We start from the raw sequence: 26,184 nt of genomic DNA on the forward strand, positions 1-26,184 counted from the left end.
CATTTTTTTAATAAAAATCAAAACAATAATCTCAATTTTTTTCATTTTTGGCAAAAAAAAGTAAAATAGGGTAGAAGGTGGCGATAACTATGAAAAAATTACTAGTATTTTATAACAAAAGTTCAGGAAAAGATGAAGGAGAGAAGTTGGCTAAATGGTTTCAACAATATGCGAAGAATAAGCAACCAGACTTAGAGATTCAATTAACTCAAACAGGACCTGAAATTCGTGATGAAACGCTGATTGAAAAAGCTGAATCTTTTGATGCAGATACGTTGATTATCATTGGCGGAGATGGAACGATTCATCATATCGTTAAAGCCTTTCAAAAGACGATTGAAAATTATCACATTGGTTTGTTGCCAGGAGGCACGGTGAACAATCTTGCTCGCGTATTGGAAATTCCTTTAGAAAAAAAGGCAGCAGCAGATGTCATTTTAACTGCACAGACGAAAGCCATAGATTATGGAACAGTCAATGATTCAGTCATTATTTCAACGTTAACGGTTGGGTTACTGGCTGATACAGCAATGCGTGTGAGCCAAGAAGAAAAGCAAAAATTTGGGCCTTGGGCATTTGCTAAACGATTCATTAAATTGGTCGTGCAAAAACGTCGCTATCGTTTAACGATTCAAACGGATGATAAAAAGTGGGAGCAAAAAGTTCAGCTACTAACTGTTACCATGACGAACTCAGTAGGTGGGTATACAAATTTTGACGATTTAGCAAGTCCTGATGATGGGAAATTCCATGTAACAATCATTCCAAAATTGAACTTCTTTTCTTACGTCTTTTACTTACCTCGTATTCTACGAGGAAAATTTTATACTGTTCCGGGAATTGATTACTATACAACAAGTGAATTGCGACTGGCCAGTGAAAAGAAAGTGGGCACTCGAACAGATGGAGACACGACAGATAATCTACCAATTAAAATGACAGTAATACCAAAAGGGTTGGTTGTTTATGTACCAAAAAATAAATAGTCTTTACATTCAATAGTAGTTTAGGGTAATCTTAAAAAGTACGATTTGAAAAGGAGAAAAGATGGAAGTTTTGATACACAACCCTTTATGGTTCTATTTGATTATTGTTAATTTGTATTTGTTTTGTCTGATGGGCTATGATAAACACCAAGCAAGAGTTGGTGCATGGCGCGTTCCTGAGAGTAATTTGATTTTTGTTAGCTTGCTTGGCGGTGGTCTAGGTGGATTGATTGCTCGCAAAGTTTTTCACCACAAGACATTAAAGAAAAAATTCACGGTTGGCTTTACTGTCGGCGTGATTGTTGATGTGATTTTGATTTATTTTTTCCATTAAGGAGTAACGGATGTCGAATAAACGAACAAAAACGAAATTATTTTTAAACGTGCTATTATTCTTGTTGATTCTCGGTATCATTTACTATTTGATTCAGCATTCTTTAGCGGATATTTTAGCAGAATTATTATCAACAAGTCTTGTTGTATTGCTTGGTGTTCTTTTGCTGGGAACGATTTACCAGATCGCGGAAGGCCGTTCCATTAAAGAAATTGCGAAACCTTTTGCTCCAGAGTTTTCAACAAAGGATGGCTTTTGGACTTCCTGCTACGTTGCATTTTATCGAATTGTTTCTTTTGGTACAGGAACCCTGATTTCTGAAGTCTACTTTTATAACAAAAAAGGAATGAGGTTTTCGCAAGGCGTAGGGGTAACAGCTTTACACATGATTATGTACAAGATGGCGGTAATTACGTACGCGATAATTGGTTTACTGATTCAGTTTTCATTGTTTTATACAAAAGCGCCAAAAATGATTCCTTTTATTTTAGCAGGGATCATTTTAACAATTGTTATTGTGAGTGCCTTGTTAGTTTTATCAATGAGTATCAATGTTCAAGTATTATTTGTAAAAATAGCTAATCGACTGTGTAAACGAAACAAGACACGAGCACTAGTTGATAATTGGAATATCCAAATTTATTCGTTACGCGAAACAGTGCAGACAATCGTAAAAGATCGAACAGCACTGGGCTGGATTTATTTTTGGAATTTAGTCAAGTTACTCTTCTGGTACATCATTCCTTATCTGACTTTAGTTGAGAATCACCCATCAGTGGACTTCTTACTAACTTTTTCTTTTGTTAGTTTTGCTGTGGTTTTAGCGGGGGTGTTGCCGACTCCAGGTGGTATCGGTTCTTTTGAATTTGTCTATTTGTTATTGTTCCGCCCACTTGTCGGAACAGTTGATGCGGTATCTTCGTTATTATTGTATCGCTTTAGTTCATTTGTCTTACCATTTATTTATGGCATGTTCTATGTCCTCGTTGAGCGACGTGCAGTTATCAAAAAAGAAATCAGTGAAGTTAGACGAGAAAAAGTCAGCGAGTCTAGCCGAGAAGAAATGTAAAAAATCTAGAAGTGAAGAACAGAAGTAATTGTTCTTTTACTTTTAGATTTTTTTTTTTGGAATGTCAGAGTTTATTTTTTGACCAATGTTGACCAAAAGAGTATAATGTTTCTTGTAGGATTGATGGGTAAGAAACAATCATCCTTGAACTTTCAATATAGGAGGTAGTTTATATGAATATTGAAAAAATGACAACTACGCTTCAAGAAGCGATTGCAGAAGCGCAGCAAGTTGCTGTGACGCGAAAACATCAAGAAATTGATATTGCGCATCTTTGGAAAATTTTTTTACAACCAAGTCATTTTGGACGAAATTTCTATACGGACGCGGGAGTTGATGTTGATCAATTTGAACGCGAGGTTGACCGATTACTAGATGAATATCCAAGTGTTTCAGGTGGAAATATTCAGTATGGTCAAAATTTAAGCCAAAATTTATTTAGCTTGTTAAATGAAGCAGACCAATTAAAAGAAAGCTTTGGAGATGAATTTTTATCAACAGAAATCGTTATCCTAGCATTGATGAAATTAAAACATTATCCTTTAACAACTTATTTAGTTAAACAAGGAATTACAGAAAAAGAACTTCGAAAAAATATTGAAGATATGCGAGGAGGGGAAAAAGTGACCTCAAAAAATCAAGAAGAACAATACAAAGCATTAGAAAAATACGGTGTTGACTTAGTGCAACAAGTCCGTAGTGGCAAAATGGATCCGATTATTGGACGTGATGAAGAAATTCGAGATGTCGTTCGAATTCTTTCACGAAAAACAAAGAATAACCCTGTTTTGATTGGGGAACCTGGGGTTGGTAAAACAGCGATTGTCGAAGGATTAGCACAGCGAATCGTTCGCAAAGATGTTCCAGAAAACTTGAAAGATAAAACTATTTTTTCATTAGATATGGGGGCATTGATTGCGGGTGCAAAATTCCGTGGTGAGTTTGAAGAACGATTGAAAGCTGTTTTGAAAGAAGTAACAAAAAGTGAAGGCAGAATTATCCTATTTATTGATGAAATCCATAATATCGTGGGTGCTGGTAAAACAGAAGGCAGTATGGATGCTGGAAATTTACTAAAACCAATGCTTGCTCGTGGCGAATTGCATTTGATTGGTGCAACAACTTTGGATGAATATCGTCAATATATGGAAAAAGATAAAGCTTTGGAACGTCGTTTCCAAAAAGTACTGGTTAAGGAACCGACTGTTGAAGATACCATTAGTATTTTACGTGGATTGAAAGAACGATTTGAAATTCACCATGGGGTCAATATCCATGATAATGCTTTAGTTGCAGCTGCTACTTTATCAGATCGTTATATAACAGATCGTTTTCTACCAGATAAAGCAATCGATTTGATTGATGAAGCAAGTGCTACGATTCGTGTCGAAATGAATTCGATGCCTACGGAACTTGACCAAGTGACTCGTCGATTAATGCAATTAGAAATCGAAGAGGCAGCATTGAAAAAAGAATCAGATGATGCAAGTAAAAAGCGTTTGAAAAATCTACAAGAAGAACTAGCTGATTTACGTGAAGAAGCAAATGCAATGAAGATGCAATGGGAAACAGAAAAAGAAGAAGTCAATACTGTTTCAACGAAGCGTGCGGAAATCGACAAAGCCAAACATGAGTTAGAAGATGCGGAAAATAATTATGATTTAGAACGTGCAGCTGTCTTACGTCATGGAACGATTCCTCAACTAGAAAAAGAATTAAAAGAATTAGAAGCAAAAGCAAAAAATGATGATATCAAAATGGTTCAAGAATCTGTGACTGAAAATGAAATTGCTCAAGTTGTCGGTCGATTGACAGGTATTCCAGTAACTAAGTTAGTTGAAGGGGAACGCGAAAAACTAATCAAGCTAAATGAAACATTGCATAAACGTGTTATTGGGCAAGATGAAGCAGTTGATGCCGTAAGCGATGCAGTTATTCGTTCGCGTGCTGGATTGCAAGATCCAAATCGTCCACTTGGCTCATTCTTATTCTTAGGTCCAACTGGGGTAGGGAAGACTGAGTTAGCTAAAGCATTGGCAGAAAACTTATTTGATTCTGAAGATCATATGGTTCGAATTGACATGAGTGAATACATGGAGAAACATTCAGTGTCACGGTTAGTTGGAGCTCCTCCAGGCTATGTTGGTTATGAAGAAGGCGGTCAATTAACTGAAGCTGTTCGCCGCAATCCATATACGATTGTTTTACTTGATGAAATCGAAAAAGCACACCCAGATGTCTTTAATATTTTATTACAAGTGTTAGATGATGGGCGCTTGACAGATTCCAAAGGACGAGTGGTCGACTTTAAAAATACTGTGTTGATTATGACAAGTAACATTGGCTCACAATTATTGTTAGAAGGTGTAACAGCAGAAGGAACAATTCCAGAAGCAGTGGAAGAACAAGTACGTACCATTTTGCGTGGAAACTTTAAACCAGAATTCTTGAACAGAATTGACGATACGATTTTATTTACACCATTGAGTTTGGAAAATGTTAAGGGAATCGTTAACAAGATGGTTGCTCAATTAGCTCGTCGTTTAGAACATCAAGAGATTCAATTAGAAATCAGCGAAGCAGCAAGAACTTGGATTGCAGAAACTGCCTACGAGCCAGCTTACGGGGCACGTCCATTGAAACGTTTTATTACGAAAGAAGTGGAAACACCTTTAGCAAAAGAAATCGTTGCAGGTCATGTTTTACCAAAATCAAAAGTTACGATTGATTTTCTTGCTGGGAAACTCCAATTTTCAACAGAAGAATTGCCAGAAGAAGAATAAATGAATGAAAAAAACACTTCAATCATTTCGATTGAAGTGTTTTTTTATGGTATCAGTGCAAATAAGCAAGTTAGTATTTATTTCTTCGCTTTTTCTAAACGATAACTTTTGAAGTAAGCCAAATTTTTTCGGCTGTTCGTCCAAGCAAAGATTCCCATGAACAAGGCACCCATTGTATTCGTAAACAAATCACCCATTGTGTCCATCAGCGCAGCTCGACCAATAAATAAAGTTCCATTTGAAGCTGCAAATCTTTGTAAATTCATTCCTAAAAATTGATCGCAAAGGAACTCCCAGAATTCCCAAAAAACGCCACACGTTCCAGCAAAAGCAAAACCAAATAATAAAAATAGCCAAGGACTGGTTTTTTCAATCGGCGCATCTTTCATTAAATAACCAATCAAACCATAACCTAACGCTGTCAGAACCATTGGACTAACTGCATGAAGAATCTTGTCCCAAAAAGGAATGATACTAATCAAGTGTAACCCTGTTCCTAAAAAGACAGAAATGAAAAGGAAAAACCAATAAAACAAAACAATAGCAGCAGGAATTCTTATTTTAAATAGTTTGAAAATAATTTGTGGTAAGAAAATCAAAACGATACCAGCTAAGGATTCGACGATAAATGTGATTCCTTGCGTAGTAGAATATTTTTGCGTAGCAAATTCAAAAATATTGTAGCCAACAACAAATACCCCAAAAGCCAGTAGGGCAGTTTGTACTTTTTTTAACTCATTAATAATCATTGAGATGCCCCCTCAGATAAATATTCTTCAATTTTTTTCAATAATTCGGTTTCTGAAGCGACCACTTCACCATTCAATTTGATCAACCCAACAGTATAAAGATTTAGATAATGAAATTGGTTTTCTGCAACTTCTTGTAAAGCAGCAATTTTTTTCGGGTGTGTTCCACCTTGTTGACGAGTATCTGTGTACAAACCAATCACAGGGATTCCTTTTGCATAAGCAACACCAATTTCAGATGCCACTCCAGCATCAATCGTTAATCCATCGAGTAAAGCAACCATCAATTGGCTTTCCAAGACTTTTTCGGTGTCTGCCAATGCAATCATTTGACTGTCTGCGTAAGCTGTTTTGTCATTGATTGCTTCATTTTCTTGTGGTAAATAAACAGTAATTTTTGGTGAGATCTCACGAATTTGAGCAACAAGATTAGCGTTATATAAAAGGTCGCTTTTAGCGAACATAGGTCCAGCAAAATAAATGTTCATTGTGTATTCATCCTTTATTTTATATTTTAGAAATAGTCACTAAAGTAAGCTTCTGTATCTGGAATGATTCGCTCAAGTGACCGTAAAGTTTCTTTATCAGTTATGATTCGTTCGATTCGAGAAAGGTACGCAGCTCGGCGATAATTCATCATCAAACAAGTCAAAGTTTGGATATCCAAGTAAACAGCTTCACCAATTGGTTCATTAAGAATTTGTACTTGATCTTCTTCATCCCAAATCAAACCAAAGACGCCGTTATTCCAGGGTGCAATCGGATCTGTCAAAACGAAATGAAATGGTTTTGCTGTGCTAGCAAAAGGAAATTTTTGTAAAAATTCTTTGACATCAACGATTCTTGCCATAAAGTAAGGTTCGATTTGTTCCGTAATTTGGCTGTCTTCAAGTAAGAAAGCCAATGGTTCATTTTTATAAATGTCACCTTTTACCCAATAAATCATGGAGAAATGTGCAGAAATGAAATTCCATAGACCGTTGCGTGCTTCTTGATTCAAATAAAACATTTCTTTTACATGAAATACTTCTTCTGCAACCCAATAGAACAAGACACCAAGTGGTTCTTGATTGGCTCCATAGTAGACAGCAGCCGTTCGTTCTTCTTCATTTTCAAAGCGCCAATATTCTTCCCAGTGAAAACCACTGCGAAAAAGTGCGCCATGATTTTGACGTGCAAATTTTTCATAGACAGCATAAACATCTTCGTGATCCACTGGTAAGCGTTCAACCATTCCGTTAACGGGAACTTGTTTAGGCAATTGTGTATCACGTATTTTAAAGGAAAGTTTATCTGACATGATTTCCCAACCTTTACGACGATAATACGGAATATTATAAGGGTAAAGATAAGAAATCCATTGTTTCTTTTTTCTCATATTATCTAAAGCAACGACAATCAAGTCTTGCATTAAACCGTGGTTCGCATACTCTGGATAAGTACCGACTCCTGTGACACCACCCATTAAATAAGGCGTACCATGAATGTTGACTTCACAAGGGTAGATAGCGATTTGTGAAATCAATTGGTTATCATAGAACCAACCAAATACTTCGGATAGTTCTAAGATAGGGCGTTTTGATTTGATGAATTCTCGTTTACTTTCAAATCCACTTTCCTCAATATCAGACTCTGTTACTTGAAAAACATAGGACAACAATTCGTTAAATTGATCTACGTTTTCCTCCGTAACTGATTTTAACTCAAGATTTTCTCTGAAATCTTTTTGATCCATTCTTTCATCTCCATTTATTTGATTGATTTAAGTATAACAAAACTTAGGAAAAAAAACTTCTAAACGGTCACTAATGAAAAAGGCTTTAAATTCCTGTATTTCGTTGGTATAATGGAAAGTGCTGATTAAATGAAAAGAGGAGACGCTATGGATATAAATAAAATGAAGCACCGCCAAGAGCAAATTCGTAATTTCTCGATTATTGCTCACATCGACCATGGAAAATCAACGTTGGCCGATCGTATTTTAGAAATGACGCACACTGTGACGTCTCGTGAAATGCAAGATCAGCTGTTAGACTCAATGGATCTCGAACGTGAACGTGGTATCACGATAAAACTTAATGCAGTTGAATTAAACTATACAGCAAAAAATGGAGAAACATATATTTTCCATTTAATCGACACACCGGGACACGTCGACTTCACCTATGAAGTTTCACGTAGCTTGGCTGCCTGTGAAGGGGCAGTGTTGGTCGTGGATGCAGCACAAGGGATTGAAGCACAAACATTAGCCAATGTTTATTTAGCTTTAGATAACGATTTGGAAATTTTACCAGTTATCAATAAAATTGATTTACCTGCGGCAGATCCAGAACGCGTGCGTAAAGAAATCGAAGATGTAATCGGAATTGATGCCAGTGAAGCTGTACTAGCTAGTGCGAAAGCTGGAATTGGGATTGAAGATATTCTTGAACAAATCGTAGAATACGTTCCTGCACCGACTGGTAACTTAGAAGCACCGCTGAAAGCATTGATTTTTGACTCTGTTTACGACAGTTATCGTGGTGTCGTTCTAAATGTTCGGATCACTGACGGAGTAGTAAAACCGGGTGATAAAATTCAAATGATGAGTAATGGGAAAACTTTTGATGTAACAGAAGTTGGTGTCTTTTCACCGAAAGCAGTTGCCAGAGATTATTTGATGGTCGGCGATGTAGGTTACATTACTGCCAGCATCAAAACTGTGCAAGATACGCGTGTTGGGGATACAGTTACACTTGCTGACAATCCAGCTGAGGAAGCTCTTCCAGGTTATCGTAAAATGAATCCAATGGTTTATTGTGGTTTGTACCCGATAGAAACTTCTCGTTATAATGATTTACGTGAAGCATTGGAAAAACTGCAATTAAACGATGCTGCGTTACAATTCGAGCCAGAAACGTCACAAGCACTTGGCTTTGGATTCCGTTGTGGCTTTTTAGGATTGCTGCACATGGATGTAGTGCAAGAACGATTGGAACGTGAATTTAATTTAGAATTAATTACAACGGCACCATCTGTAATTTATCATGTGAACAAGACAGACGGTTCAACGATTGTTGTAGATAATCCGGCTGACTTTCCAGAACCTGTCACTATTCAAGATGTCGAAGAACCTTTTGTAAAAGCACAAATCATGGTTCCTAATGAGTTTGTTGGCGCAGTTATGGAATTGTCGCAACGCAAACGTGGTGAATTTATTACAATGGATTATCTAGATGATTATCGTGTGAATGTTGTTTATAACATTCCATTGTCTGAAATCGTGTTTGATTTCTTTGATAAATTAAAATCAAGTACGAAAGGTTATGCCTCTCTTGATTATGAAATGTCAGGTTATCAAAAGAGCAAGCTAGTGAAAATGGACATCTTATTAAATGGTGAGAAAGTCGATGCACTTGGCTTTATCGTCCATCGTGACTTTGCCTACGAACGTGGAAAAGCAATCGTTGAAAAGCTGAAAAAACTGATACCAAGACAACAATTCGAAGTCCCAATCCAGGCTGCAATTGGCCAAAAAATCGTGGCTCGTTCGGACATTAAAGCTTTGCGTAAAAACGTCTTAGCAAAATGTTACGGTGGAGATGTTTCTCGTAAGCGTAAGCTTCTTGAAAAACAAAAAGAAGGTAAGAAACGAATGAAACAAATCGGTAGTGTCGAAGTCCCTCAGGAAGCCTTCATGGCTGTTCTTAAGATGGATGATGATGAGCCTAAGAAGTAGCTTGTTTTAAGTAGAAAAGCCTATTAAATCAATCCTTATGATTAGCGTAAAACGTCTGATTAAGCAGTTTAAAAAAATTATTACTGTCATACTGCTGTCACGGCTTAATAAAAAAGGACAAAAAAGGAATAATTTCCTTGAAAATTTCTAATTGTCAGTATGTGAAAAAAGCATCTCATAGGAGGTGCTTTTTTTATGTCGAGAATAGCCATTCTCAGTATATGATCTATTTAATTATCAGTGAACTAAGTAGTTCAAATGTTCCAACCAAAGAACAATGGCATCTGAAAGATATTGAATAAACGGCCTTTGGCAAATGATGTGTATAAAGAAAAATACAAAATATAATTTGGTCCATCTAATGAGTGATGATAAAGTAAAACGACGAAGAAAAATTTAATTGCTCAAGCAAGGTAACTAGAAACTCAACATATGATTTCGTAAAGAAAGATGAACTGGATAAAAAAATTAAAAAATCTAGAAAAATAAAACTTAGATAATCTTAAGATTATCTAAGTTTTACAGCTGTTCTTCTAGATTTTCATCGTTGAAATAGATAAGTTGAAAAATAAACTATTATTGTTTTCCAACAATTTAAAATGCATATAAAGATAGTATAAAGAAACGGATCAAAGTTTCACACTATCTTTATATGCATTTTTGTATAGTTAATTTGTAAATGATGTTAAAGAAATTTTCGACATCAATGGAAAAGGAGTGAAATAGAATGATAATTATTTTAGGTATTATTAGTATTTTGTTGATGATCTATCTTTTCTGGTTTTTATTTAAGGGGGAAGAATTATGAGTAGTGTGATTTATCAAGGAATTTTTTTTCTATTTATCCTATTATTACTAGCAATTCCATTAGGCTGGTATATAAAGGAAATTATGCAAGGCAGAGTACCTAGAGGAGTTCGGTTTCTTCGTCCTTTGGAGCGTTTATTTTATAAAGTGATTGGATCTGCTAGTAAAAAAGAGATGTCAGCGAAACGTTATATCTTTACTGTTTTACTATTAAGTTTTTGTTCTATTCTATTGCTTATTTTGATATTGATGACACAACACTTTTTTCCAGGAGGAGACAGTGTAAAAAATCTTTCATTATCATTAGCAATAAATACTGCAGTTAGCTTTGTAACCAATACAAACTGGCAAGCGTATGCAGGGGAAACAACCTTATCTAATCTGTCTCAAATGTTTGGATTAACTGTTCAAAATTTTATATCGGCTGGAGTTGGTCTTTCAGTACTCGTTGCGCTTCTTCGCGGTTTTTCTCAAATTAGAAAGAAAGCATTAGGAAATTTTTGGCAAGACTTGACGCGTAGTTTAGTTTATATTCTATTGCCATTATCATTTATTCTTGCAGTCATTCTTATTTCACAAGGAACTGTGCAAACTCTCCAATCAGGTTTATCTTATCAAGGATTAGAGGAGAAAGATGCATGGTTATCTTTAGGTCCAGTGGCTAGCCAAGTAGCGATAAAACAACTTGGAACAAATGGTGGTGGTTTCTTTGGTGCAAATTCGGCTTATCCATTTGAGAATCCCACTCTCTTATCGAACTTTTTAGAAAATATCGCAATTCTTCTAATACCAACAGCATTAATTTTCACTTTTGGTTTTTGGGTGAAAGATTGGAAACAAGGACGAACTATTTTAGTAGTTTCACTTATCTTTTTATTATTGGCATTTTTAGGAGTAGCTTTTAGTGAATTCACTGGTATAAATAGCACACAAGTATTGGGTACCATGAATTTAGAAGGAAAAGAAGTCCGATTTGGAATTGGTTGGTCAAGTTTATGGACAGTTGCAACGACTGCAGCTTCTAATGGTTCTGTAAATTCTATGTTAGATAGTTTTACTCCTCTCGGAGGAGCAGTACCAATGTTTTTAATGCAACTTGGTGAGATTATTTTTGGAGGAGTTGGAAGTGGACTGTATGGAATGTTAGCATTTCTCATGTTGGCAGTTTTTATTGCAGGATTACTTGTTGGACGTACTCCAGAATACCTTGGAAAGAAAATTGAAGCTTTCGATATAAAAATGGCTAGCTTAGTCATCTTAACACCTTTGATGCTTACGCTTTTTGGTGCTATGGCATTGGTTTTACATCCAGATATTATGACTTGGTTGACTAACAATGGTCCGCATGCCTTTAGTGAATTGTTATATGGGGCTACATCACTAGCAAACAATAACGGAAGTGCTTTTGGTGGACTAATAGCAGATACTTCATATTTAAACGTTTTAGGGAGTATCCTTATGCTTATTTCGAGATATTTACCAATAGTAGCAATTCTATTTCTAGCTGAAAACATGGGAGCTAAGAAAAAAGCAGCATTGAGTTCAGGGACATTATCAACAGTTAGCCCTACGTTCATGTCGATGCTAATGATTGTAATTTTGGTAATTGGGGCTTTAAGCTTTTTGCCTTCATTAGCACTTGGACCAATAGCAGAATTTTTTACATTGAAATAGAAGGGAAGAATAATGATGAAGAAAGTTTATCAATGGGCTATTGTGCAATCCTTTAAAAAAATGGATCCACGTCAACAAATTAAAAATCCGGTCATGTTTGTTGTTTATTTGGGTGCAATTTTGACTACTCTATTATGTTTTTATCCTATGAGTGTTCCTCTGTGGTTCAATATTTCTATAACGATTTTTTTGTGGTTAACATTACTTTTTGCAAATTTTGCAGAAGCCGTAGCTGAAGGACGAGGAAAGGCACAAGCAGATAGTTTAAAGCAAGCAAAGAAAGAGATAATGACATACAAAGTAAATCATATTGATGATATTGCCAGTGAGAACTTTATCGAAATAAGATCTTCTGATTTGAAACGTGGAGACCTAGTTTATGTAAGGTCTGGCGAACAAATACCTGCTGATGGTGATGTAATAGAAGGTGCAGCTTCAGTTGACGAAAGTGCTATTACAGGTGAATCAGCACCTGTAATTCGGGAATCAGGAGGCGATCGTAGTGCTGTAACAGGTGGGACAACAGTTGTTTCTGACTATCTCGTTATTCGTGTTACTTCGGAGAATGGTGAATCATTTTTAGATAAGATGATTGCGATGGTAGAAGGCACACAACGGAAAAAAACACCGAATGAAATTGGGCTACAAATTTTTCTAATTACTCTAACGATTATTTTTCTGACAGTCTCTATCACGCTTATTCCATTTACTGACTTTAGTAGTCAATTATCAGGAAGAGGGGAGGCACTTTCAATAGTTATTGTTATTGCCTTGCTAATTTGTTTAGCACCTACAACGATTGGTGCACTGATTTCTTCAATCGGGATTGCTGGTATGAGTCGTTTAACAAAAGAAAATGTTATTGCTATGAGTGGTCGCGCTATTGAAGCAGCAGGTGATGTGGATGTTCTTCTGCTAGATAAGACTGGAACGATTACTTTAGGAAATCGACGAGCAAGTGAATTTTTACCAGTTAATGGTGTAAGTAAGGAACAACTTGCTGATGCAGCACAACTTTCCTCCTTAGCAGATGAAACGGCAGAAGGTCGTAGTATCGTAATTTTAGCAAAGGAGCAGTTTAATCTACGCGAACGAGAATTTCAAAAATCAGAAGTTAAATTTATAGATTTCAGTGCAAAAACGCGAATGAGTGGAATTGATTATCGAGGAGATGAAATTCGTAAAGGAGCCGCTGATACTATGAAACATTATGTTCAATCGAAAGGCGAGATATATCCGCCGGAATGTGATGAAAGCGTCGATAAGATAGCGCGTGCTGGTGGTACGCCTTTAGTAGTAGTTAAAAATAACCGAGTTATGGGTGTTGTTTATCTAAAAGATGTCGTGAAAAATGGTGTCAAAGAAAAATTTTCTGATATGCGAAAAATGGGAATTAAAACAATTATGATTACTGGAGACAATCCCTTAACGGCAGCAGCTATTGCTGCAGAAGCGGGAGTAGATGATTTTTTAGCTGAAGCAACTCCAGAAAATAAGATGGATTTGATTCGTGAATATCAAGAAAAAGGGCATTTAGTAGCCATGACAGGTGATGGAACCAATGACGCTCCAGCACTAGCTCAAGCCGATGTTGCAATGGCAATGAATACAGGAACACAAGCAGCAAAAGAAGCAGGAAATATGATTGACCTAGATTCTAGTCCAACAAAATTACTTCAAGTTGTACAAATTGGCAAACAACTTTTAATGACACGAGGAGCGCTTACGACATTTAGTATTGCAAATGACATTGCAAAATATTTTGCTGTTATTCCGGTACTGTTTTATAGTATTTATCCCCAATTGGATCAACTGAATATTATGGAATTAGGAAGTCCCTTGACGGCTATCTTATCTGCAGTAATTTATAATGCGGTTGTTATTATGGCACTAATACCGCTTGCTCTAAAGGGGGTAAAGTATCAAGAAAAACCAGCTAGCCAAATATTGCGCCACAATCTATTGGTATATGGACTTGGTGGTGTGATAGCCCCCTTCATTTTCATTAAGTTCATCGATATTGTTCTTTCAATGATTATTTTATAAGGAGGAGTAAATTTTATGAAAAAAAGTCTTTTTAGTAGCTTGAGATTTTTACTTTTGGGCTTAGTTATATTTGGTGGTGTCTACACGCTAGTGATTACAGGCATAGGACAGTTATTTTTTTCAGAACAAGCTAATGGAAGTAAGATTATTTCAGATAATCAAGTAGTTGGTTCAAAGTTGATTGGTCAATCTTTTCAACAAGATAAATATTTTTCGGGACGTGATGCTAAGGTAAGTCAGTTGTCACCTGTTTCAAAAAAACAAGAGAAACTAGTTCAAAAACGTGTTATAAATGAATTAGAAAAGAATCCAACTCAAAAGGAAGTTCCTATCGATTTAGTCACAGCTTCAGCTAGTGGCGTTGATCCTGATATTAGCTTAGAAGCGGCAGAGTTTCAAATTGATCGTATTGCAAAAGAACGGGAGTTACCAAAAGAAAAAATTCAAGGACTCATTGATAAATATTGTCAAAAGGATTGGTTTTCTAACCGCTATTTTGTGAATGTTTTGCAGTTAAACCTAGCGTTAGATAAACTAAGAGCGTAATAGATAGTTCTCTAGTTCTTTATTAATAAAAAGATCTGGAAAATTCTTCTCTATAACAATAGGGGGTTAGAAAATGTTTGATCAAACACAAGTAGGTGATGGGAGAAGAGGTAGGTTGCGTGTCTTCTTTGGCTTTGCAGCTGGAGTTGGGAAGACTTATGCTATGTTATCAGAGGCTCATGAACTATTAGAGATGGGTAAAAATGTAATGGTGGGTTATATTGAGCCTCACGAACGACCAGATACTAATCAATTACTAGAAGGCTTGCCTCAAATACCGCCAAAAAAAATCTCGTATAAACAATTGGACCTATTCGAACCTGATATTGATGAAATAATTACAAGAAAGCCAGAAATTGTGCTGATTGATGAATTGGCACATACGAATGCAAAAGGTTCTCGAAATCGCAAACGTTACCAAGATATCGATGAATTATTAAATGCAGGAATTGATGTCTTTACTACCATTAATGTCCAACATTTAGAAAGCTTAAATGATATTGTGGCAGAAGTAACAGGCATTGAAGTCAAAGAAAGAGTACCAGATACTTTCTTACAGCAGGCGACAATTAAAGTCATAGATGTAGAACCTGAAGAATTAATTGAGCGATTGGCACAAGGTAAAATATATGCAAATGAGAATGCTCGACGTGCTTTGGAAAATTTTTTTATTCCACAAAAATTAGATCAGTTAAGAGGACTTGCTATTCAAAGAGCATCAGATCATATTAACCGAATAAGCAGCAAAACTAGCGGTATTCAAAGTAAATTGTTGACGGTTGTAAATGATGCATTTCCTAAAATGACAGAAAAATGTATCCGGTGGACAGCAAGATTAGCGCAAGGGCTAGGAGCTGAATGGACGGTTATTCAAGTACGTACCTTAGAAAATACACCCACGAATATTCCGTTAGCTGATAAACTAGGTGCAGAAGTAATTAATATTGAAAAAGAAGATAGTTTTGAGACAATTGTGGAATTTGCTAAAATGACCGGTGTGACAGATATTATTATGGGAAAAAATTTACGTCAACCATGGTATGAAAAAATATTTTCTGAGAATTTTGATGATCGTCTTTTAAGGCGTTTGACCGACACAGAAATTCATTTAATTCCTTTTAATGAAGAAAAATCGCCATTTTTGTTAAGTATACGAAAAGTTATTGACGGTGGTGGAAAAGATCTGAGCATTGCAATTAGTAGTGTTTTTTTGGCTACTGTTGTGACGGAATTGATGCAGTATCTACATGTTGGGGATCAGAATTTGATGCTTATCTATCTCTTTTTCATCTTATTAGTAGCACGAACGACATCAGGTTATTTTTGGAGTGCGCTATCTTCTATCTTGAGTGTGCTATCTTTTAACTGGTTTTTTGTCGAACCATTATATTCATTAACTGTTTATAAACAAGGGTATCCTATTACGCTATTGATTATGCTGATTGTTGCGTTAATGATTAGTAATTTAATGGTTCGCTTGAAGAAACAAGCAGAAAATTCAATGGAAAAAGAACATCAAATGGAAATCCTTTATGAATTAAATAAACAATATGTTTTAGCAGAGAGTCGTAAACAAATACTTGATATTTCTGCAACGTACTTGTCTCGATTATTAGATCGTGAAATTATTCTTTTTGATTCTAAAGCAAATATGGAGAGCGTCCATTTTCAAACTGATAAAAAATCTATTTTAAATAATCCTGATGAAGCAGCAGTCGCTTTTTGGGCTGCTAGAAATCAGAGAGAAGCAGGAAACGGAACGGATACTTTAATTGGCGCAAAAGGCTTTTATTTACCAATAGTCGCAAGTGGAAAAACGTTTGCTGTGCTAGGAGTAGAAAGAAGAAACGGTCTCGAATTAGAGAATAATCAATTAAATTACTTAAGATTGGTATTGACACAAATTGCTGTAATACTGGAACAGACAGAACTAAAAAATGAAAAAGAACGAGTTGAGTTGGAAAATGAGCGAGAAAAAGTTCGCAGTAATCTTTTACGAGCAGTTTCGCATGATTTAAGGACACCACTTACTGTTATTTCTGGAATTTCGGAGACTCTAAGTGCAGGAACGGATTTAAAGGAAGAAACGCGACAAAAATTATTGCGTGACATTCAGGAAGAATCGCATTGGCTTATTCGTATGGTAGAAAATTTGTTATCTATAACTCGTATTAACATGGATACAATGAAGGTAACAAAAACGGCAGAACCTGTGGAAGAGATAGTGGAAGCTGTATATAAACATTTGAAAAAAGTGTATCCTAATGGGCAGGTAGATGTTCATCTGCCTAATCAAGTTGTATTTATACAAGCAGATCCTATTTTAATAGAACAAGCTTTGTTTAATTTAGTCGAGAATGCATTTCGACATGGCGATAATAATTATCCAGTTCGTTTAGGTGTCTATCAAGAGAACCAACAAACTATATTTGAAATTGAGAATGTAGGAGAAATTCCCTTAAAGCAATTTCAAAAAATTCAGTCAAACCTAACAAACATAAATGAAGTACCTGTAGATTCAAAAAATGGCTTAGGAATAGGCTTAAGTATTGTAAAGACAATTATCCATGCTCATAATGGTAGAATGGAGATGACTGTTCATTCTGGAATGACATTAGTTAGAATTTATTTGAAATGAGGGAATATCTATGAAACAAGCCATTTTACTGATTGAAGATGATCCGAATATCACCGACTTTATGGAAGTCGTTTTAAATCAAGGAAACTATCAATTATCAATTGCCAGTACAGGAATGGAAGCATTGACTATCATGCAAACTATTTCAATTGATTTAGTTTTGTTGGATTTGGGTCTCCCTGATATTGATGGTATTGACTTGTTGAAAATCCTACGTAAACGAATGCAATTACCTATTATTGTTATTTCAGCTCGAAACAATGAAGAAGATAAAGTAAAAGCATTGGATTTGGGAGCTGATGATTATGTAACGAAACCCTTTGGAACCAACGAATTGTTAGCTCGAATTCGTACCGCATTACGACATCAAAATAGCTCTAATGATGACGCAACAATTATCGAAAATAAAGAGTTGACAATTAATTTTGATAAACAATTAGTATATAAAAATGGAGAAGAAATTCATTTAACAAAAAATGAATACCGAATTTTAGCGCTCATGTTTCGTGAATTAGGTAAGATTGTAACCTATCAAACGTTAACTACGGAAGTATGGGGGCCTTATAGTACTGACACACAGACGTTGCGAGTGAACATGTCAAACATTCGCAAAAAAATAGAGAGTGATACGCTAAATCCGGAATATTTAGTAACTGAAATCGGCATTGGTTACAGACTACGTGACTACAAGAAGGAATAAGATTTACCCAAGTCCTTAAGCCAGAATAGATCCATTTTTGTTGTCACGCAATTTTAAGGGTAAAAATAATATTTGACGAAAGTTTTATCCAAAGAAAAAGCTCAACTACCATAAGCTAGATCATTGATCTAACATATGATAGTTGGGCTTTTTGTATCCATTAAAAATTAGAAGTGTTAATTTAGATAGATGATTGGTGTGAATTCAAAAAGTATTACCGCATTTGTATCTAGACGAACAGAATATATTAATCGGAATTGTTTTAAGTGTATTAACATATTGGCTTTTTGCTCAATCGCTGTTGAATATGGCGCCCGATATTCAACTTGATCTTGGCATTTCATCCGGAATTTTAAGTATGGGTATTTCTATTACAGGTTTAATTTCAGGTATTTTTATTGTAGTAGCAGGTGGTTTTGCAGACAAATTTTGTAGAGTAAAAGTAACTTATTTAGGAATCTTATTAAATATATTAGGTTCTTTTGCATTAATTATTATGAATAGTGGAGCAATATTTGTATTAGGTCGAGTACTTCAAGGTTTTTCTGCTGCATGTATATGGCCATTATGAAATCTTACTATCATGGAAAAGATCGACAACGAGCTCTTAGCTACTGGTCAATTGGTTCATGGGGAGAATCGGGTCTTTGTTCTTTCTTTGGAGGCGCAGTAGATAGTTCTTTAGGCTGGCGCTATGTTTTTGTTTTTCAATTGTTATTTTGATTTTGAGTGTAATTTTAATGTTGGGAACACCAGAGTCTGTTTCAACAGATGATAATAAAAAAGCATTTGATAGTTTAGGATTATTTTTATTTGTTCTTTCAATGCTTTCATTTCTTCTAAATATAGATTCTGAATTGAATTTCCTAAATAGATGTTTTTTCTCGAGTATTCTTTTTGTTGATATTTCGCCTTTTATTAAAGAAAAAGATGTTAATAGTTTACAAATGGACAAAGCTGTTACATTTTCTAAAGAATTTTGTGAGCTAATTAAAATTGTATTTCTAGAAAATAATGAATGTAATGCAGGATTAGAATCTTTAGAAGTTGAGGTTTGTCACTTTTATTACAAATTATCTCATTTTAAAGGCGGATTAGCTTACTTTGTGCCAGAGGAATTTATTTTACCTAAAAAGATGATGTTTTGGAATTCATTAACTGAACGAATCTTATCAAAAATCTATTTTCCTTTTCCTGATGAAGTTGTAAAGCCGCATCTAATATATATTCTCTTTAGGTTTTTTATGAACTATGTGAATTTGCCAAAACTTGAGATTAATTTTTATTCTCTTTTTGGTAAATGTAGTCGTGATTACTTTAAAGAAGTAATAGAGGCAGATATTTACATTCCTTTATATTTTAGAAACACACGAGAGAAATATGAAACAGGGGTGATTATTTCAGATAGAAAATATGAATTTTTACCAGCAGATGCACCAATAATTTTATGGCGGCCTGCGCCAACAACCAAAGAAATTGCTATGGTGAAACAAAAAATAATTCTATCTTATTCTAATTTATTTTTTGAATACTTTAATTTTTAAGTATTTAATTCATAGAATAAATAAAGTTAAGCTCTTAAAATTGGAATCATATTTAATTTAAGGTAATTCGTCGAATCGTGATATCGATTGGGCGAATTACTTTTATATTTTAAATCTTAATTTTTGCTAAGAAAGAGAGCTATATGTATTTAAAGTGGAAAACAAGATGCAGGGATTCCTAAAAAAATATAAAGTTATTCATTTGAAAATCTTTATATTCAGAACACTAAAAAAATATATATAAACGGATTTGAATAATTTAGAAAAATAAAAGAAGTGCTAGTAAAATATTGCTCTTATTTTTTTTAAATGCATAGGAATATATTTCTTTAGCATTTAAAGATCAATCCTTGCTAAAAGTGTTGACAGAAATCGGTTTCGATTTTTCACTCACACGAACTATTATAGAACCTTAATTTAAGAATGCTTGTGAAAGAATTGTTACTAACTTTAAGTTTGTTAGTAACTTTTTTTTTCATGATTTAAGAATAGTGATTTACTTATGACATTTTTCTATATTTTTGCGTGAGAAAATTTTATTGTGTGACGGAAAGGGGCATTTGTTTTTACTAGCTTTTTTTAGAAACTTCTGTCAGATTTCTCTAGCGTTGAGCCCAAGTAGAATACGCTTGTCTGATCAATTCGATATAGCGCTAAGGGGCGTTAAATCAATTACTCAGCAAACAAAATTAGGTTTTTATTTATTCTCACTCAATTACAACATGTCGAGATAGATTGCTCTACCAAATCCTTTAGGCGGTCTCAATCAATGAGGGGATTACTAATGGAAAGGACAAGTCATTTTTCTTTAAAAAGGTTTAAATTCAAAATCCGATTGTCAGCGCAGAAAATCTATGCTACTATTTCGTTAACCTTTAATCTTTATTTAGTTAACCAGATGTAACGAACAATAAAAGAAATTTAAAATAGTGCATCCGGAAGAAGAATTGGATTAGGTCAATAAACTTAATATAGAGGAATGTGAAGTGTGATATGGATAAAAAGATGAAATCTACAAGGGAATTTGATGTAAAAATATTGACAAAAATGGCTTTATTTTTAGCCTTAATCATCGTTTCTGGGATGATTGCTATTCCTGTCCCAGCTATTGGGGTTCCAGTTGTTTTACAGAATATGATTATTATGTTGACTGCTGGATTTTTAGGCAAGAAATATGGAACAATCACGATTGGTATGTTTTTAGCCTTAGTATTTATGGGTGTGCCAATCCTTTCTGGCGGTCGTGGTGGCTTAGCAGTTTTATTTAGTCCTAGTGGCGGTTTTTTGATTGGATTTTTACTTTGCGGTTTTATAATTTGTCCCATATTGGAAAAAATTGGTAGTGACACTTACTGGAAAATATTATTAGCTTTTATCGTAGGTGGTGCCTTGTTCATCAATATTTTGGGGAGCTTCACTTTAGCTTATTTTAGTCATCAGTCTTTGTGGACAGGGTTAAAAATGGCAGCTTTTTTTGTTCCAATCGACATTGGAAAATCGATAATCGCGGCTATTATTTACCAACGACTAAAAAAATATACTGTTTCTGGAGAAGCTAAATGATTCCTTTTTCCAATATATCCAAAGAAAAAAGAGCTATCATTTATCATGAGCAATTCATTAATTATGGGAAACTACAACAAATGAGTCGTTCTTATCAGAAAAAAATTCAAAAAGAAGAAGAACGGATTGTTTTTATTCCTATGGATGAGTGTCCGGAAACCGTTTATAAATTAATTGCTTGTATCTTGGCAAAAAAAATTTTTGTTCCTATTTCAAATCAAAGACCAGAAGAACAGGTAAACAAACTTATAGGTGAATTTTCCTCTTCTATTTTATGGACGAAAGAAATTTGTCATTTTCAAACAAATAATAAGCCCATCTTATTTCCAGAAGACACACTTTTTATCGGATTTACTTCTGGAACAACGGGAGAGAGAAAAGGGTTTATTCGTAATCAAAAAAGCTGGCTTAACAGTTTCAGCATTTTTCATTCAGTCCCCGTTTTTGCAAAAAAAAACTATGTGACCTGTTTGACGCCACTTCATTATTCATTAGGTCTTTATACATTGTTACAAACATTATGTTCAGGACAAACTTATTTATTAGGAATAAGAAAAATAAGTAGTCTTGCATCAAATCCGGCTGTTCTCAATGATAGTCAAATTTTCTCAGTACCGACGGTTTTTAACTATTGGATTGAAAAAATGGAGAAGCCAATGTTTGGTACATTTGATGTGATTTTGGGTGGGGAATCAGTCACAGAAAATCAAAGAAAAACGTTTGCCTCTAAATGTCCTGAAGCAAGATTATTTGATTTTTATGGAACATCAGAAACAAGTTTTATTAGTTACAATGATCAGCAGCTTCCAGAAAGAAATTGCCTAGGCAATTTCTTTCCTAAAGTGCAAGTGACGATTCTAGACGCTGACGATTCGATTGGGGAAATTGCTGTGAAAAGTCCCATGAATTTTCAAGGCTATTTAAATAATGGACAGATCTTCTTAGCAGAGGAAACGATTAAAACTGGAGATTTGGGGAAATATGAAAAGGTTCTTTTTTACTTTGGACGTAAAGATAAACGTATTAACCGAAAAGGAGAAAAAATATTTCCTGCTTATCTGGAAAAAATAGTCTTACAGTTACCCCAAATTAAGGATGCTTTGATATATGGTGTGTCTGACCCAGAATTGGGCGAACGTGTTTTGGCGGAGGTTGTTTGGAAAGATGAACCTCTTGCATTGAGTGCAATTAATGAATTTATCAAAGCAAACAGTTATCGAAAAGGTAAAATTGATACCTTACTTTCAGTCCAAGAAATTCAATATAACGAAAGTGGAAAGAAAAAAAGATCTATACAGGAGAAATAAAATGGAACGAGTCTATATAATCGATGGTGCAAGAACACCTATTGGAAAATATGGTGGTATGTTTTCTGAAGTATTACCCGAACTGTTAGGGGGGACATTATTAAAAAAATTACTGAATCGAAATGAATTAACTAGGGTGGATGAGGTAATTACTGGCAATGTCATTGGCGGTGGAGGAAATGTAAGTCGTCGAATTTCTCTGGTATCGGGTTTAGATGTCATTGTCCCCGCATTTACTATAGATCGCCAATGTGCTTCAGGATTGGAGAGTATCTTAGTCGCCACTGCAAAAATTAAAAGCGGAATGGCTGAGTGTATTGCCTGTGGTGGTGTGGAAAGTACTAGCCGTGCTCCATGGCTGATTGAGCGACCCACACGTCTCTATGGTCGCAATCCATTCATTTTAGAACGCGCTCCTTTAAGTATTCCAGAATACGGAGATCCTGCAATGGGAATTGTTTGCGAAAAATTAGCTGAAGGTCTGCAGATTGATCGTTTGAAGCAAGATCAATATGCTTATGAAAGTCAAATGAACTATCAAAAGGCTAAATCAGCCGAGGTATTCTCGAAAGAAATTATTTCTTTCAATCAATTTCATGAAGATGAGTGTCCTAGACCTAAAACAACGATTGCTAAATTAAGTGCTTTGCCCTCAGCCTTTTGTCAAGGAGGGTCGTTGACTGCCGGGAACAGCTCTCCCCTAAGTGATGGGGCAGCTTTTTTACTTCTCGCTAGTGAACGTTATTGTCTAGAACATCAATTGAATCCTCTATTCGAAATTATTGATGGGGCATCAATTGGTGTTTTGCCTGAAAAATTTGGTTTAGGGCCAATTTATGCTACTGAAAAACTGCTCAAGAAAAATGAAATGACCTTGTTAGATATGGATCGGATTGAATTAAATGAGGCTTTCGCAGCACAAGTTTTAGCATGTTTTCAATTGGAAACATGGCCAGAGAATCGCGTAAATGTATCTGGAGGTGCCTTAGCCTATGGTCATCCTTTTGGTGCTACAGGGACTATCTTGGTCAGGCGTTTAATGAGTGAATTACAACAAAAAGACCATCTAAAAAAGGGACTTGTGACGATGTGTGTTGGTGGTGGACAGGGAACGACTTTAATGCTTAGGAAGGTAAGTTCACAATGAAAGTCAGTAAAAATATTTTAATTGGGAAAGATGAACTAGCTGAATATAAAGCCATAGTTCATTACGAAGGAAAAGAATGGCCCAAGTCTTTCCTATTGACATTGTGGCGCTATTTTTCTGTTTCAGAATTAGAAAAATACGAGCACTTATTAGTAGAACAAACTGTCGTTATCAAAAAGAAAATCATATTAGACCAAACTTATGAAGTTACACTTGAAAAAGTAGAAGTTCAGCAAAAAACGAGCATTGCTTTTTGGACATACTTATTAACGATTAAAAAGGAGGGGATTTTCTATGGAGAATGCCAAACCAAGATCTATGTTCGGACTGCTGGGAACCTTTAGTTTTTCTCTGACAGACTTACAAAAATATCAAGAATTTTCTAAGGATAAGAATCCTGTTCATAATACAGGTGTGGTGTTTGGAATTCAATTAATGGCTCGAATTGAAGGCTTGATTGAAAGAAAATTGAACCTAAATATCACTGGAAAATATACTTATTATTTTTTAGAAAAGGTCATGGTTGGCGAAGAAATAAGCGTATATTTAAGTGATAACCAACAGTTCGAGGTATGGTCTTTCAATAAAAAAATAGGAGAAGGTGTTTTTGAACATGAATAAAGTCGCGTTAATAACTGGAGGTACAAAAGGAATCGGCCGTGGATTAGTAGAGACCTATTTGCTAAATGGCTATTCTGTAGCTACTTTCTCAAGTGAAAAGATCAATACCGAATCATTAAGAGAAACCTATGTAGATTTTCCCGAAGACAAGTTGCACGTAAAAACATTAGATATTCGTAATGAAGACTTAAGTCGGAAGTTTGTTCGAGAAGTGATTGAAAAATTTGGCCGAATCGATACATATATTTTTAATGCCGGTATTTGCCAAGACAAATCTTTTGGAAAGATGACAGGAGAAGAATGGACAGAGGTCATTTCCGTGAACTTTACGAGTGCTTTTGGAATGACTCAAGAGGTCTTTCGACAAATGAAAAAGCAAACAGGACGGAAAACAATCTTTTTTATGACCTCTTTATCTGGTTTGGAAGGAGCTTTTGGTCAAGCCAATTATGCAGGGAGTAAAGCAGGGGTAATTGGCTTAAGTAAAAGCCTAGCTATAGAAGGAAAAAAATATGAAATCGAAGTAAATGCTATTTCTCCGGCAGCTTTGACAGATATGACAAGCCCAATTATCGAAAAAATTACTCAAAACTGTAAGAACACGGGAGAATTGTTCCCAGACGATTGGAAAATAGGTTCTCCTAAAGAAGTTGCCCAAAGTATTTATGAGCTTTCTAATTATAGCAAGCTGGGTACAGGAAAGATTTTTTCCCTTAATGGATTGAAAATCGAAGTTTATAAACCAAATGCGAAAGTATCGTTTTCTATGGAGAAAGAGAATGATTAAAGATTTATTTGATTTGAAGTATCCAATTATTCAAGGGGCAATGGCTCAAGTTTCTTATTCTTCATTAGTAGCAGCGGTTTCAAATCAGGGAGCTTTAGGCACCTTGTCTTCTTATGGACTTACTGGAGAACAATTAAAAAAGGAAATCCAACAGGTGAGAGAAAAAACAACACGGCCTTTTTCCTGTAACGTAATGTTACAACAAGTGAATAGCGATGAATTAATCGAAGTAATTCTTTCTGAGAATATCCCTATTGTGAGTCTTAGCGCTGGATTTAAACCAGGTCTTATTCAAAAATTGCAGGAAAATAACAGAAAAGTTATTTCGGTTGTAGGTAGCAAACGCCAAGCAACAAAAGTAATTGACAGTGGGACAGATTGTATTGTCGTGGAGGGAAATGAAGCAGGGGGCCATATTGGAAATACGAAACTGGAAACTTTACTTTTAGATACCTTAGCGATGACTAAGATACCAGTTGTTGCAGCTGGTGGCATCATGACAAATAAAGACATACAACAGAAATTGCAAGTAGGAGCGGCAGGCGTTCAATTGGGGACTGTTTTTCTGCTTAGTCAAGAGTCTTCATTATTAGAAAACAGTAAAAAGTTATTGCTGAGTAAAAAGATCAAATCAGAGATATTTACAAAATCTAGTGGGAAAAAATTTCGGGCAGTAAGAGTAAAAGAGAACTATCTACCATGTGGAATTGGCATTGATAGGATTAATCAAATTCTTACTGTTTCTGAGATTATTAAAAAGCTAAATAGTGTCCCAAATAGTTCGTCTGATGACTAATTAAATTTTGAGAAATGGGTATCAGCGATCAATAAATCATTACTATTTATAGAATACACTGTTTTTTCATTCTAAATGAATTGAAAGGTTGTTAAATCAGCGTTTCACGCTCAAGTGAGGATTATTGAATAAAGCAAAATATTATCTAGCTGAACAACTTTACATGAAAATACCCTGTCGTGTATACAATCGAAAAACAGACTCACTAAGGTAACAAAGCAATCAATGTTTTAATAAAGGTGTGCTCCCGATAAAAAAAGTACAAAGGAATCAAAAAATTTATGATAGATTAGATGCTTTTGAAAAAAGGACTAAACTTATATCATGAAAAGTAAAAGATATTACCGCTATTTAAAGAATATATTTTGA

At 35.1% G+C, this 26,184-nt stretch carries 23 protein-coding genes; 20 read left to right on the forward strand and 3 right to left on the reverse strand.

The window, feature by feature from the left end; translation table 11 throughout:
- Window positions 1-89: 89 nt before the first annotated feature.
- The 4 genes from IGJ66_RS05590 (at window position 90) to clpB (ending at window position 5,172) form a co-directional block, all read left to right on the forward strand.
- On the forward strand, window positions 90-986 hold the full coding sequence (locus IGJ66_RS05590) for a diacylglycerol/lipid kinase family protein (protein WP_430616948.1): 897 nt from the start codon (window positions 90-92) through the stop codon (window positions 984-986).
- 61 nt (window positions 987-1,047) lie between these two features.
- On the forward strand, window positions 1,048-1,320 hold the full coding sequence (locus IGJ66_RS05595) for a DUF1294 domain-containing protein (protein ID WP_270492529.1): 273 nt from the start codon (window positions 1,048-1,050) through the stop codon (window positions 1,318-1,320).
- A gap of 10 nt (window positions 1,321-1,330) precedes the next feature.
- Window positions 1,331-2,389, forward strand: coding sequence for a lysylphosphatidylglycerol synthase transmembrane domain-containing protein (locus tag IGJ66_RS05600; RefSeq protein WP_270607775.1), 1,059 nt, complete (start codon window positions 1,331-1,333; stop codon window positions 2,387-2,389).
- Window positions 2,390-2,562: 173 nt separating this feature from the next.
- Window positions 2,563-5,172, forward strand: a complete 2,610-nt coding sequence (clpB, locus tag IGJ66_RS05605) for an ATP-dependent chaperone ClpB (protein ID WP_075491064.1) — start codon at window positions 2,563-2,565, stop codon at window positions 5,170-5,172.
- A 77-nt stretch (window positions 5,173-5,249) separates the two neighbouring features.
- Here the strand turns inward: clpB and IGJ66_RS05610 are convergent, their stop codons facing one another.
- From IGJ66_RS05610 to IGJ66_RS05620, 3 genes are read right to left on the reverse strand one after another with little or no spacing between them, the layout of a single operon-like run.
- Complete coding sequence (locus tag IGJ66_RS05610) at window positions 5,250-5,921, reverse strand: hypothetical protein (protein ID WP_430616950.1); 672 nt, start codon at window positions 5,919-5,921, stop codon at window positions 5,250-5,252.
- On the reverse strand, window positions 5,918-6,409 hold the full coding sequence (locus IGJ66_RS05615; protein WP_067481806.1) for a nucleoside 2-deoxyribosyltransferase: 492 nt from the start codon (window positions 6,407-6,409) through the stop codon (window positions 5,918-5,920). Before IGJ66_RS05615 ends, IGJ66_RS05610 begins: the two co-directional genes overlap by 4 nt.
- 26 nt (window positions 6,410-6,435) lie before the next feature.
- Window positions 6,436-7,656: a GNAT family N-acetyltransferase gene (locus IGJ66_RS05620; protein WP_067481808.1), complete on the reverse strand. Its 1,221-nt coding sequence runs from the start codon at window positions 7,654-7,656 to the stop codon at window positions 6,436-6,438.
- 147 nt (window positions 7,657-7,803) lie between these two features.
- Here IGJ66_RS05620 and lepA point away from each other — a divergent pair, with 147 nt between their 5' ends.
- From lepA to IGJ66_RS05700, 16 genes are all read left to right on the forward strand, one after another.
- On the forward strand, window positions 7,804-9,639 hold the full coding sequence (gene lepA, locus IGJ66_RS05625; RefSeq protein WP_430616952.1) for a translation elongation factor 4: 1,836 nt from the start codon (window positions 7,804-7,806) through the stop codon (window positions 9,637-9,639).
- A gap of 804 nt (window positions 9,640-10,443) precedes the next feature.
- Window positions 10,444-12,120 (forward strand): potassium-transporting ATPase subunit KdpA, encoded by a 1,677-nt coding sequence (gene kdpA, locus IGJ66_RS05630; protein ID WP_430616954.1) that lies wholly within the window; start codon window positions 10,444-10,446, stop codon window positions 12,118-12,120.
- Between the two features lie 15 nt (window positions 12,121-12,135).
- Entirely contained in the window at window positions 12,136-14,166 is a 2,031-nt protein-coding gene (gene kdpB / locus IGJ66_RS05635) for a potassium-transporting ATPase subunit KdpB (protein ID WP_430617019.1), read from the forward strand.
- Window positions 14,167-14,181: 15 nt separating this feature from the next.
- Complete coding sequence (locus IGJ66_RS05640; protein WP_430616956.1) at window positions 14,182-14,712, forward strand: potassium-transporting ATPase subunit C; 531 nt, start codon at window positions 14,182-14,184, stop codon at window positions 14,710-14,712.
- Between the two features lie 73 nt (window positions 14,713-14,785).
- Window positions 14,786-17,350, forward strand: coding sequence for a DUF4118 domain-containing protein (locus IGJ66_RS05645; RefSeq protein WP_430616957.1), 2,565 nt, complete (start codon window positions 14,786-14,788; stop codon window positions 17,348-17,350).
- Between the two features lie 10 nt (window positions 17,351-17,360).
- Window positions 17,361-18,050 (forward strand): response regulator transcription factor, encoded by a 690-nt coding sequence (locus IGJ66_RS05650; RefSeq protein WP_270607735.1) that lies wholly within the window; start codon window positions 17,361-17,363, stop codon window positions 18,048-18,050.
- Window positions 18,051-18,273: 223 nt separating this feature from the next.
- The gene (locus IGJ66_RS05655) at window positions 18,274-18,621 is read left to right on the forward strand and encodes an MFS transporter (protein ID WP_430616958.1); all 348 of its coding nucleotides are present in this window, start codon (window positions 18,274-18,276) and stop codon (window positions 18,619-18,621) included.
- Window positions 18,618-18,773, forward strand: a complete 156-nt coding sequence (locus IGJ66_RS05660) for a hypothetical protein (RefSeq protein ID WP_270607732.1) — start codon at window positions 18,618-18,620, stop codon at window positions 18,771-18,773. The genes IGJ66_RS05655 and IGJ66_RS05660 overlap by 4 nt, the downstream gene beginning before the upstream one ends.
- A 17-nt stretch (window positions 18,774-18,790) precedes the next feature.
- The gene (locus tag IGJ66_RS05665) at window positions 18,791-19,594 is read left to right on the forward strand and encodes a hypothetical protein (protein WP_430616959.1); all 804 of its coding nucleotides are present in this window, start codon (window positions 18,791-18,793) and stop codon (window positions 19,592-19,594) included.
- A 1,005-nt stretch (window positions 19,595-20,599) separates the two neighbouring features.
- Window positions 20,600-21,157, forward strand: coding sequence for a biotin transporter BioY (locus IGJ66_RS05670; RefSeq protein ID WP_075492150.1), 558 nt, complete (start codon window positions 20,600-20,602; stop codon window positions 21,155-21,157).
- Window positions 21,154-22,464, forward strand: a complete 1,311-nt coding sequence (locus IGJ66_RS05675) for an AMP-binding protein (protein ID WP_430616960.1) — start codon at window positions 21,154-21,156, stop codon at window positions 22,462-22,464. Before IGJ66_RS05670 ends, IGJ66_RS05675 begins: the two co-directional genes overlap by 4 nt.
- 1 nt (window position 22,465) lies before the next feature.
- Complete coding sequence (locus IGJ66_RS05680; RefSeq protein ID WP_430616961.1) at window positions 22,466-23,611, forward strand: thiolase family protein; 1,146 nt, start codon at window positions 22,466-22,468, stop codon at window positions 23,609-23,611.
- Window positions 23,608-23,955 carry a hypothetical protein gene (locus IGJ66_RS05685; protein WP_349702440.1) on the forward strand — a complete coding sequence of 116 codons (348 nt, stop codon included), beginning with the start codon at window positions 23,608-23,610 and terminating at the stop codon, window positions 23,953-23,955. The genes IGJ66_RS05680 and IGJ66_RS05685 overlap by 4 nt, the downstream gene beginning before the upstream one ends.
- The gene (locus IGJ66_RS05690; RefSeq protein ID WP_270492546.1) at window positions 23,906-24,232 is read left to right on the forward strand and encodes a hypothetical protein; all 327 of its coding nucleotides are present in this window, start codon (window positions 23,906-23,908) and stop codon (window positions 24,230-24,232) included. The genes IGJ66_RS05685 and IGJ66_RS05690 overlap by 50 nt, the downstream gene beginning before the upstream one ends.
- Window positions 24,225-25,019, forward strand: a complete 795-nt coding sequence (locus IGJ66_RS05695) for an SDR family NAD(P)-dependent oxidoreductase (protein WP_430617020.1) — start codon at window positions 24,225-24,227, stop codon at window positions 25,017-25,019. The genes IGJ66_RS05690 and IGJ66_RS05695 overlap by 8 nt, the downstream gene beginning before the upstream one ends.
- Window positions 25,012-25,815, forward strand: coding sequence for an NAD(P)H-dependent flavin oxidoreductase (locus IGJ66_RS05700; RefSeq protein ID WP_067481824.1), 804 nt, complete (start codon window positions 25,012-25,014; stop codon window positions 25,813-25,815). The genes IGJ66_RS05695 and IGJ66_RS05700 overlap by 8 nt, the downstream gene beginning before the upstream one ends.
- Window positions 25,816-26,184 lie beyond the last annotated feature (369 nt).

The organism is Enterococcus sp. DIV0176 (assembly GCF_050528535.1).
Lineage (GTDB): Bacteria > Bacillota > Bacilli > Lactobacillales > Enterococcaceae > Enterococcus_B > Enterococcus_B thailandicus.

What these genes read in the sequence shown, in the direction of transcription:
- IGJ66_RS05590 (WP_430616948.1), top strand. Translation starts at nt 90, where the DNA reads ATGAAAAAATTACTAGTATTTTATAACAAAAGTTCAGGAAAAGATGAA.
- IGJ66_RS05595 (WP_270492529.1), top strand. Translation starts at nt 1,048, where the DNA reads ATGGAAGTTTTGATACACAACCCTTTATGGTTCTATTTGATTATTGTT.
- IGJ66_RS05600 (WP_270607775.1), top strand. Translation starts at nt 1,331, where the DNA reads ATGTCGAATAAACGAACAAAAACGAAATTATTTTTAAACGTGCTATTA.
- clpB (WP_075491064.1), top strand. Translation starts at nt 2,563, where the DNA reads ATGAATATTGAAAAAATGACAACTACGCTTCAAGAAGCGATTGCAGAA.
- IGJ66_RS05610 (WP_430616950.1), bottom strand. Translation starts at nt 5,921, where the DNA reads ATGATTATTAATGAGTTAAAAAAAGTACAAACTGCCCTACTGGCTTTT.
- IGJ66_RS05615 (WP_067481806.1), bottom strand. Translation starts at nt 6,409, where the DNA reads ATGAACATTTATTTTGCTGGACCTATGTTCGCTAAAAGCGACCTTTTA.
- IGJ66_RS05620 (WP_067481808.1), bottom strand. Translation starts at nt 7,656, where the DNA reads ATGGATCAAAAAGATTTCAGAGAAAATCTTGAGTTAAAATCAGTTACG.
- lepA (WP_430616952.1), top strand. Translation starts at nt 7,804, where the DNA reads ATGGATATAAATAAAATGAAGCACCGCCAAGAGCAAATTCGTAATTTC.
- kdpA (WP_430616954.1), top strand. Translation starts at nt 10,444, where the DNA reads ATGAGTAGTGTGATTTATCAAGGAATTTTTTTTCTATTTATCCTATTA.
- kdpB (WP_430617019.1), top strand. Translation starts at nt 12,136, where the DNA reads ATGAAGAAAGTTTATCAATGGGCTATTGTGCAATCCTTTAAAAAAATG.
- IGJ66_RS05640 (WP_430616956.1), top strand. Translation starts at nt 14,182, where the DNA reads ATGAAAAAAAGTCTTTTTAGTAGCTTGAGATTTTTACTTTTGGGCTTA.
- IGJ66_RS05645 (WP_430616957.1), top strand. Translation starts at nt 14,786, where the DNA reads ATGTTTGATCAAACACAAGTAGGTGATGGGAGAAGAGGTAGGTTGCGT.
- IGJ66_RS05650 (WP_270607735.1), top strand. Translation starts at nt 17,361, where the DNA reads ATGAAACAAGCCATTTTACTGATTGAAGATGATCCGAATATCACCGAC.
- IGJ66_RS05660 (WP_270607732.1), top strand. Translation starts at nt 18,618, where the DNA reads ATGAAATCTTACTATCATGGAAAAGATCGACAACGAGCTCTTAGCTAC.
- IGJ66_RS05665 (WP_430616959.1), top strand. Translation starts at nt 18,791, where the DNA reads ATGTTGGGAACACCAGAGTCTGTTTCAACAGATGATAATAAAAAAGCA.
- IGJ66_RS05670 (WP_075492150.1), top strand. Translation starts at nt 20,600, where the DNA reads ATGAAATCTACAAGGGAATTTGATGTAAAAATATTGACAAAAATGGCT.
- IGJ66_RS05675 (WP_430616960.1), top strand. Translation starts at nt 21,154, where the DNA reads ATGATTCCTTTTTCCAATATATCCAAAGAAAAAAGAGCTATCATTTAT.
- IGJ66_RS05680 (WP_430616961.1), top strand. Translation starts at nt 22,466, where the DNA reads ATGGAACGAGTCTATATAATCGATGGTGCAAGAACACCTATTGGAAAA.
- IGJ66_RS05685 (WP_349702440.1), top strand. Translation starts at nt 23,608, where the DNA reads ATGAAAGTCAGTAAAAATATTTTAATTGGGAAAGATGAACTAGCTGAA.
- IGJ66_RS05690 (WP_270492546.1), top strand. Translation starts at nt 23,906, where the DNA reads ATGGAGAATGCCAAACCAAGATCTATGTTCGGACTGCTGGGAACCTTT.
- IGJ66_RS05695 (WP_430617020.1), top strand. Translation starts at nt 24,225, where the DNA reads ATGAATAAAGTCGCGTTAATAACTGGAGGTACAAAAGGAATCGGCCGT.
- IGJ66_RS05700 (WP_067481824.1), top strand. Translation starts at nt 25,012, where the DNA reads ATGATTAAAGATTTATTTGATTTGAAGTATCCAATTATTCAAGGGGCA.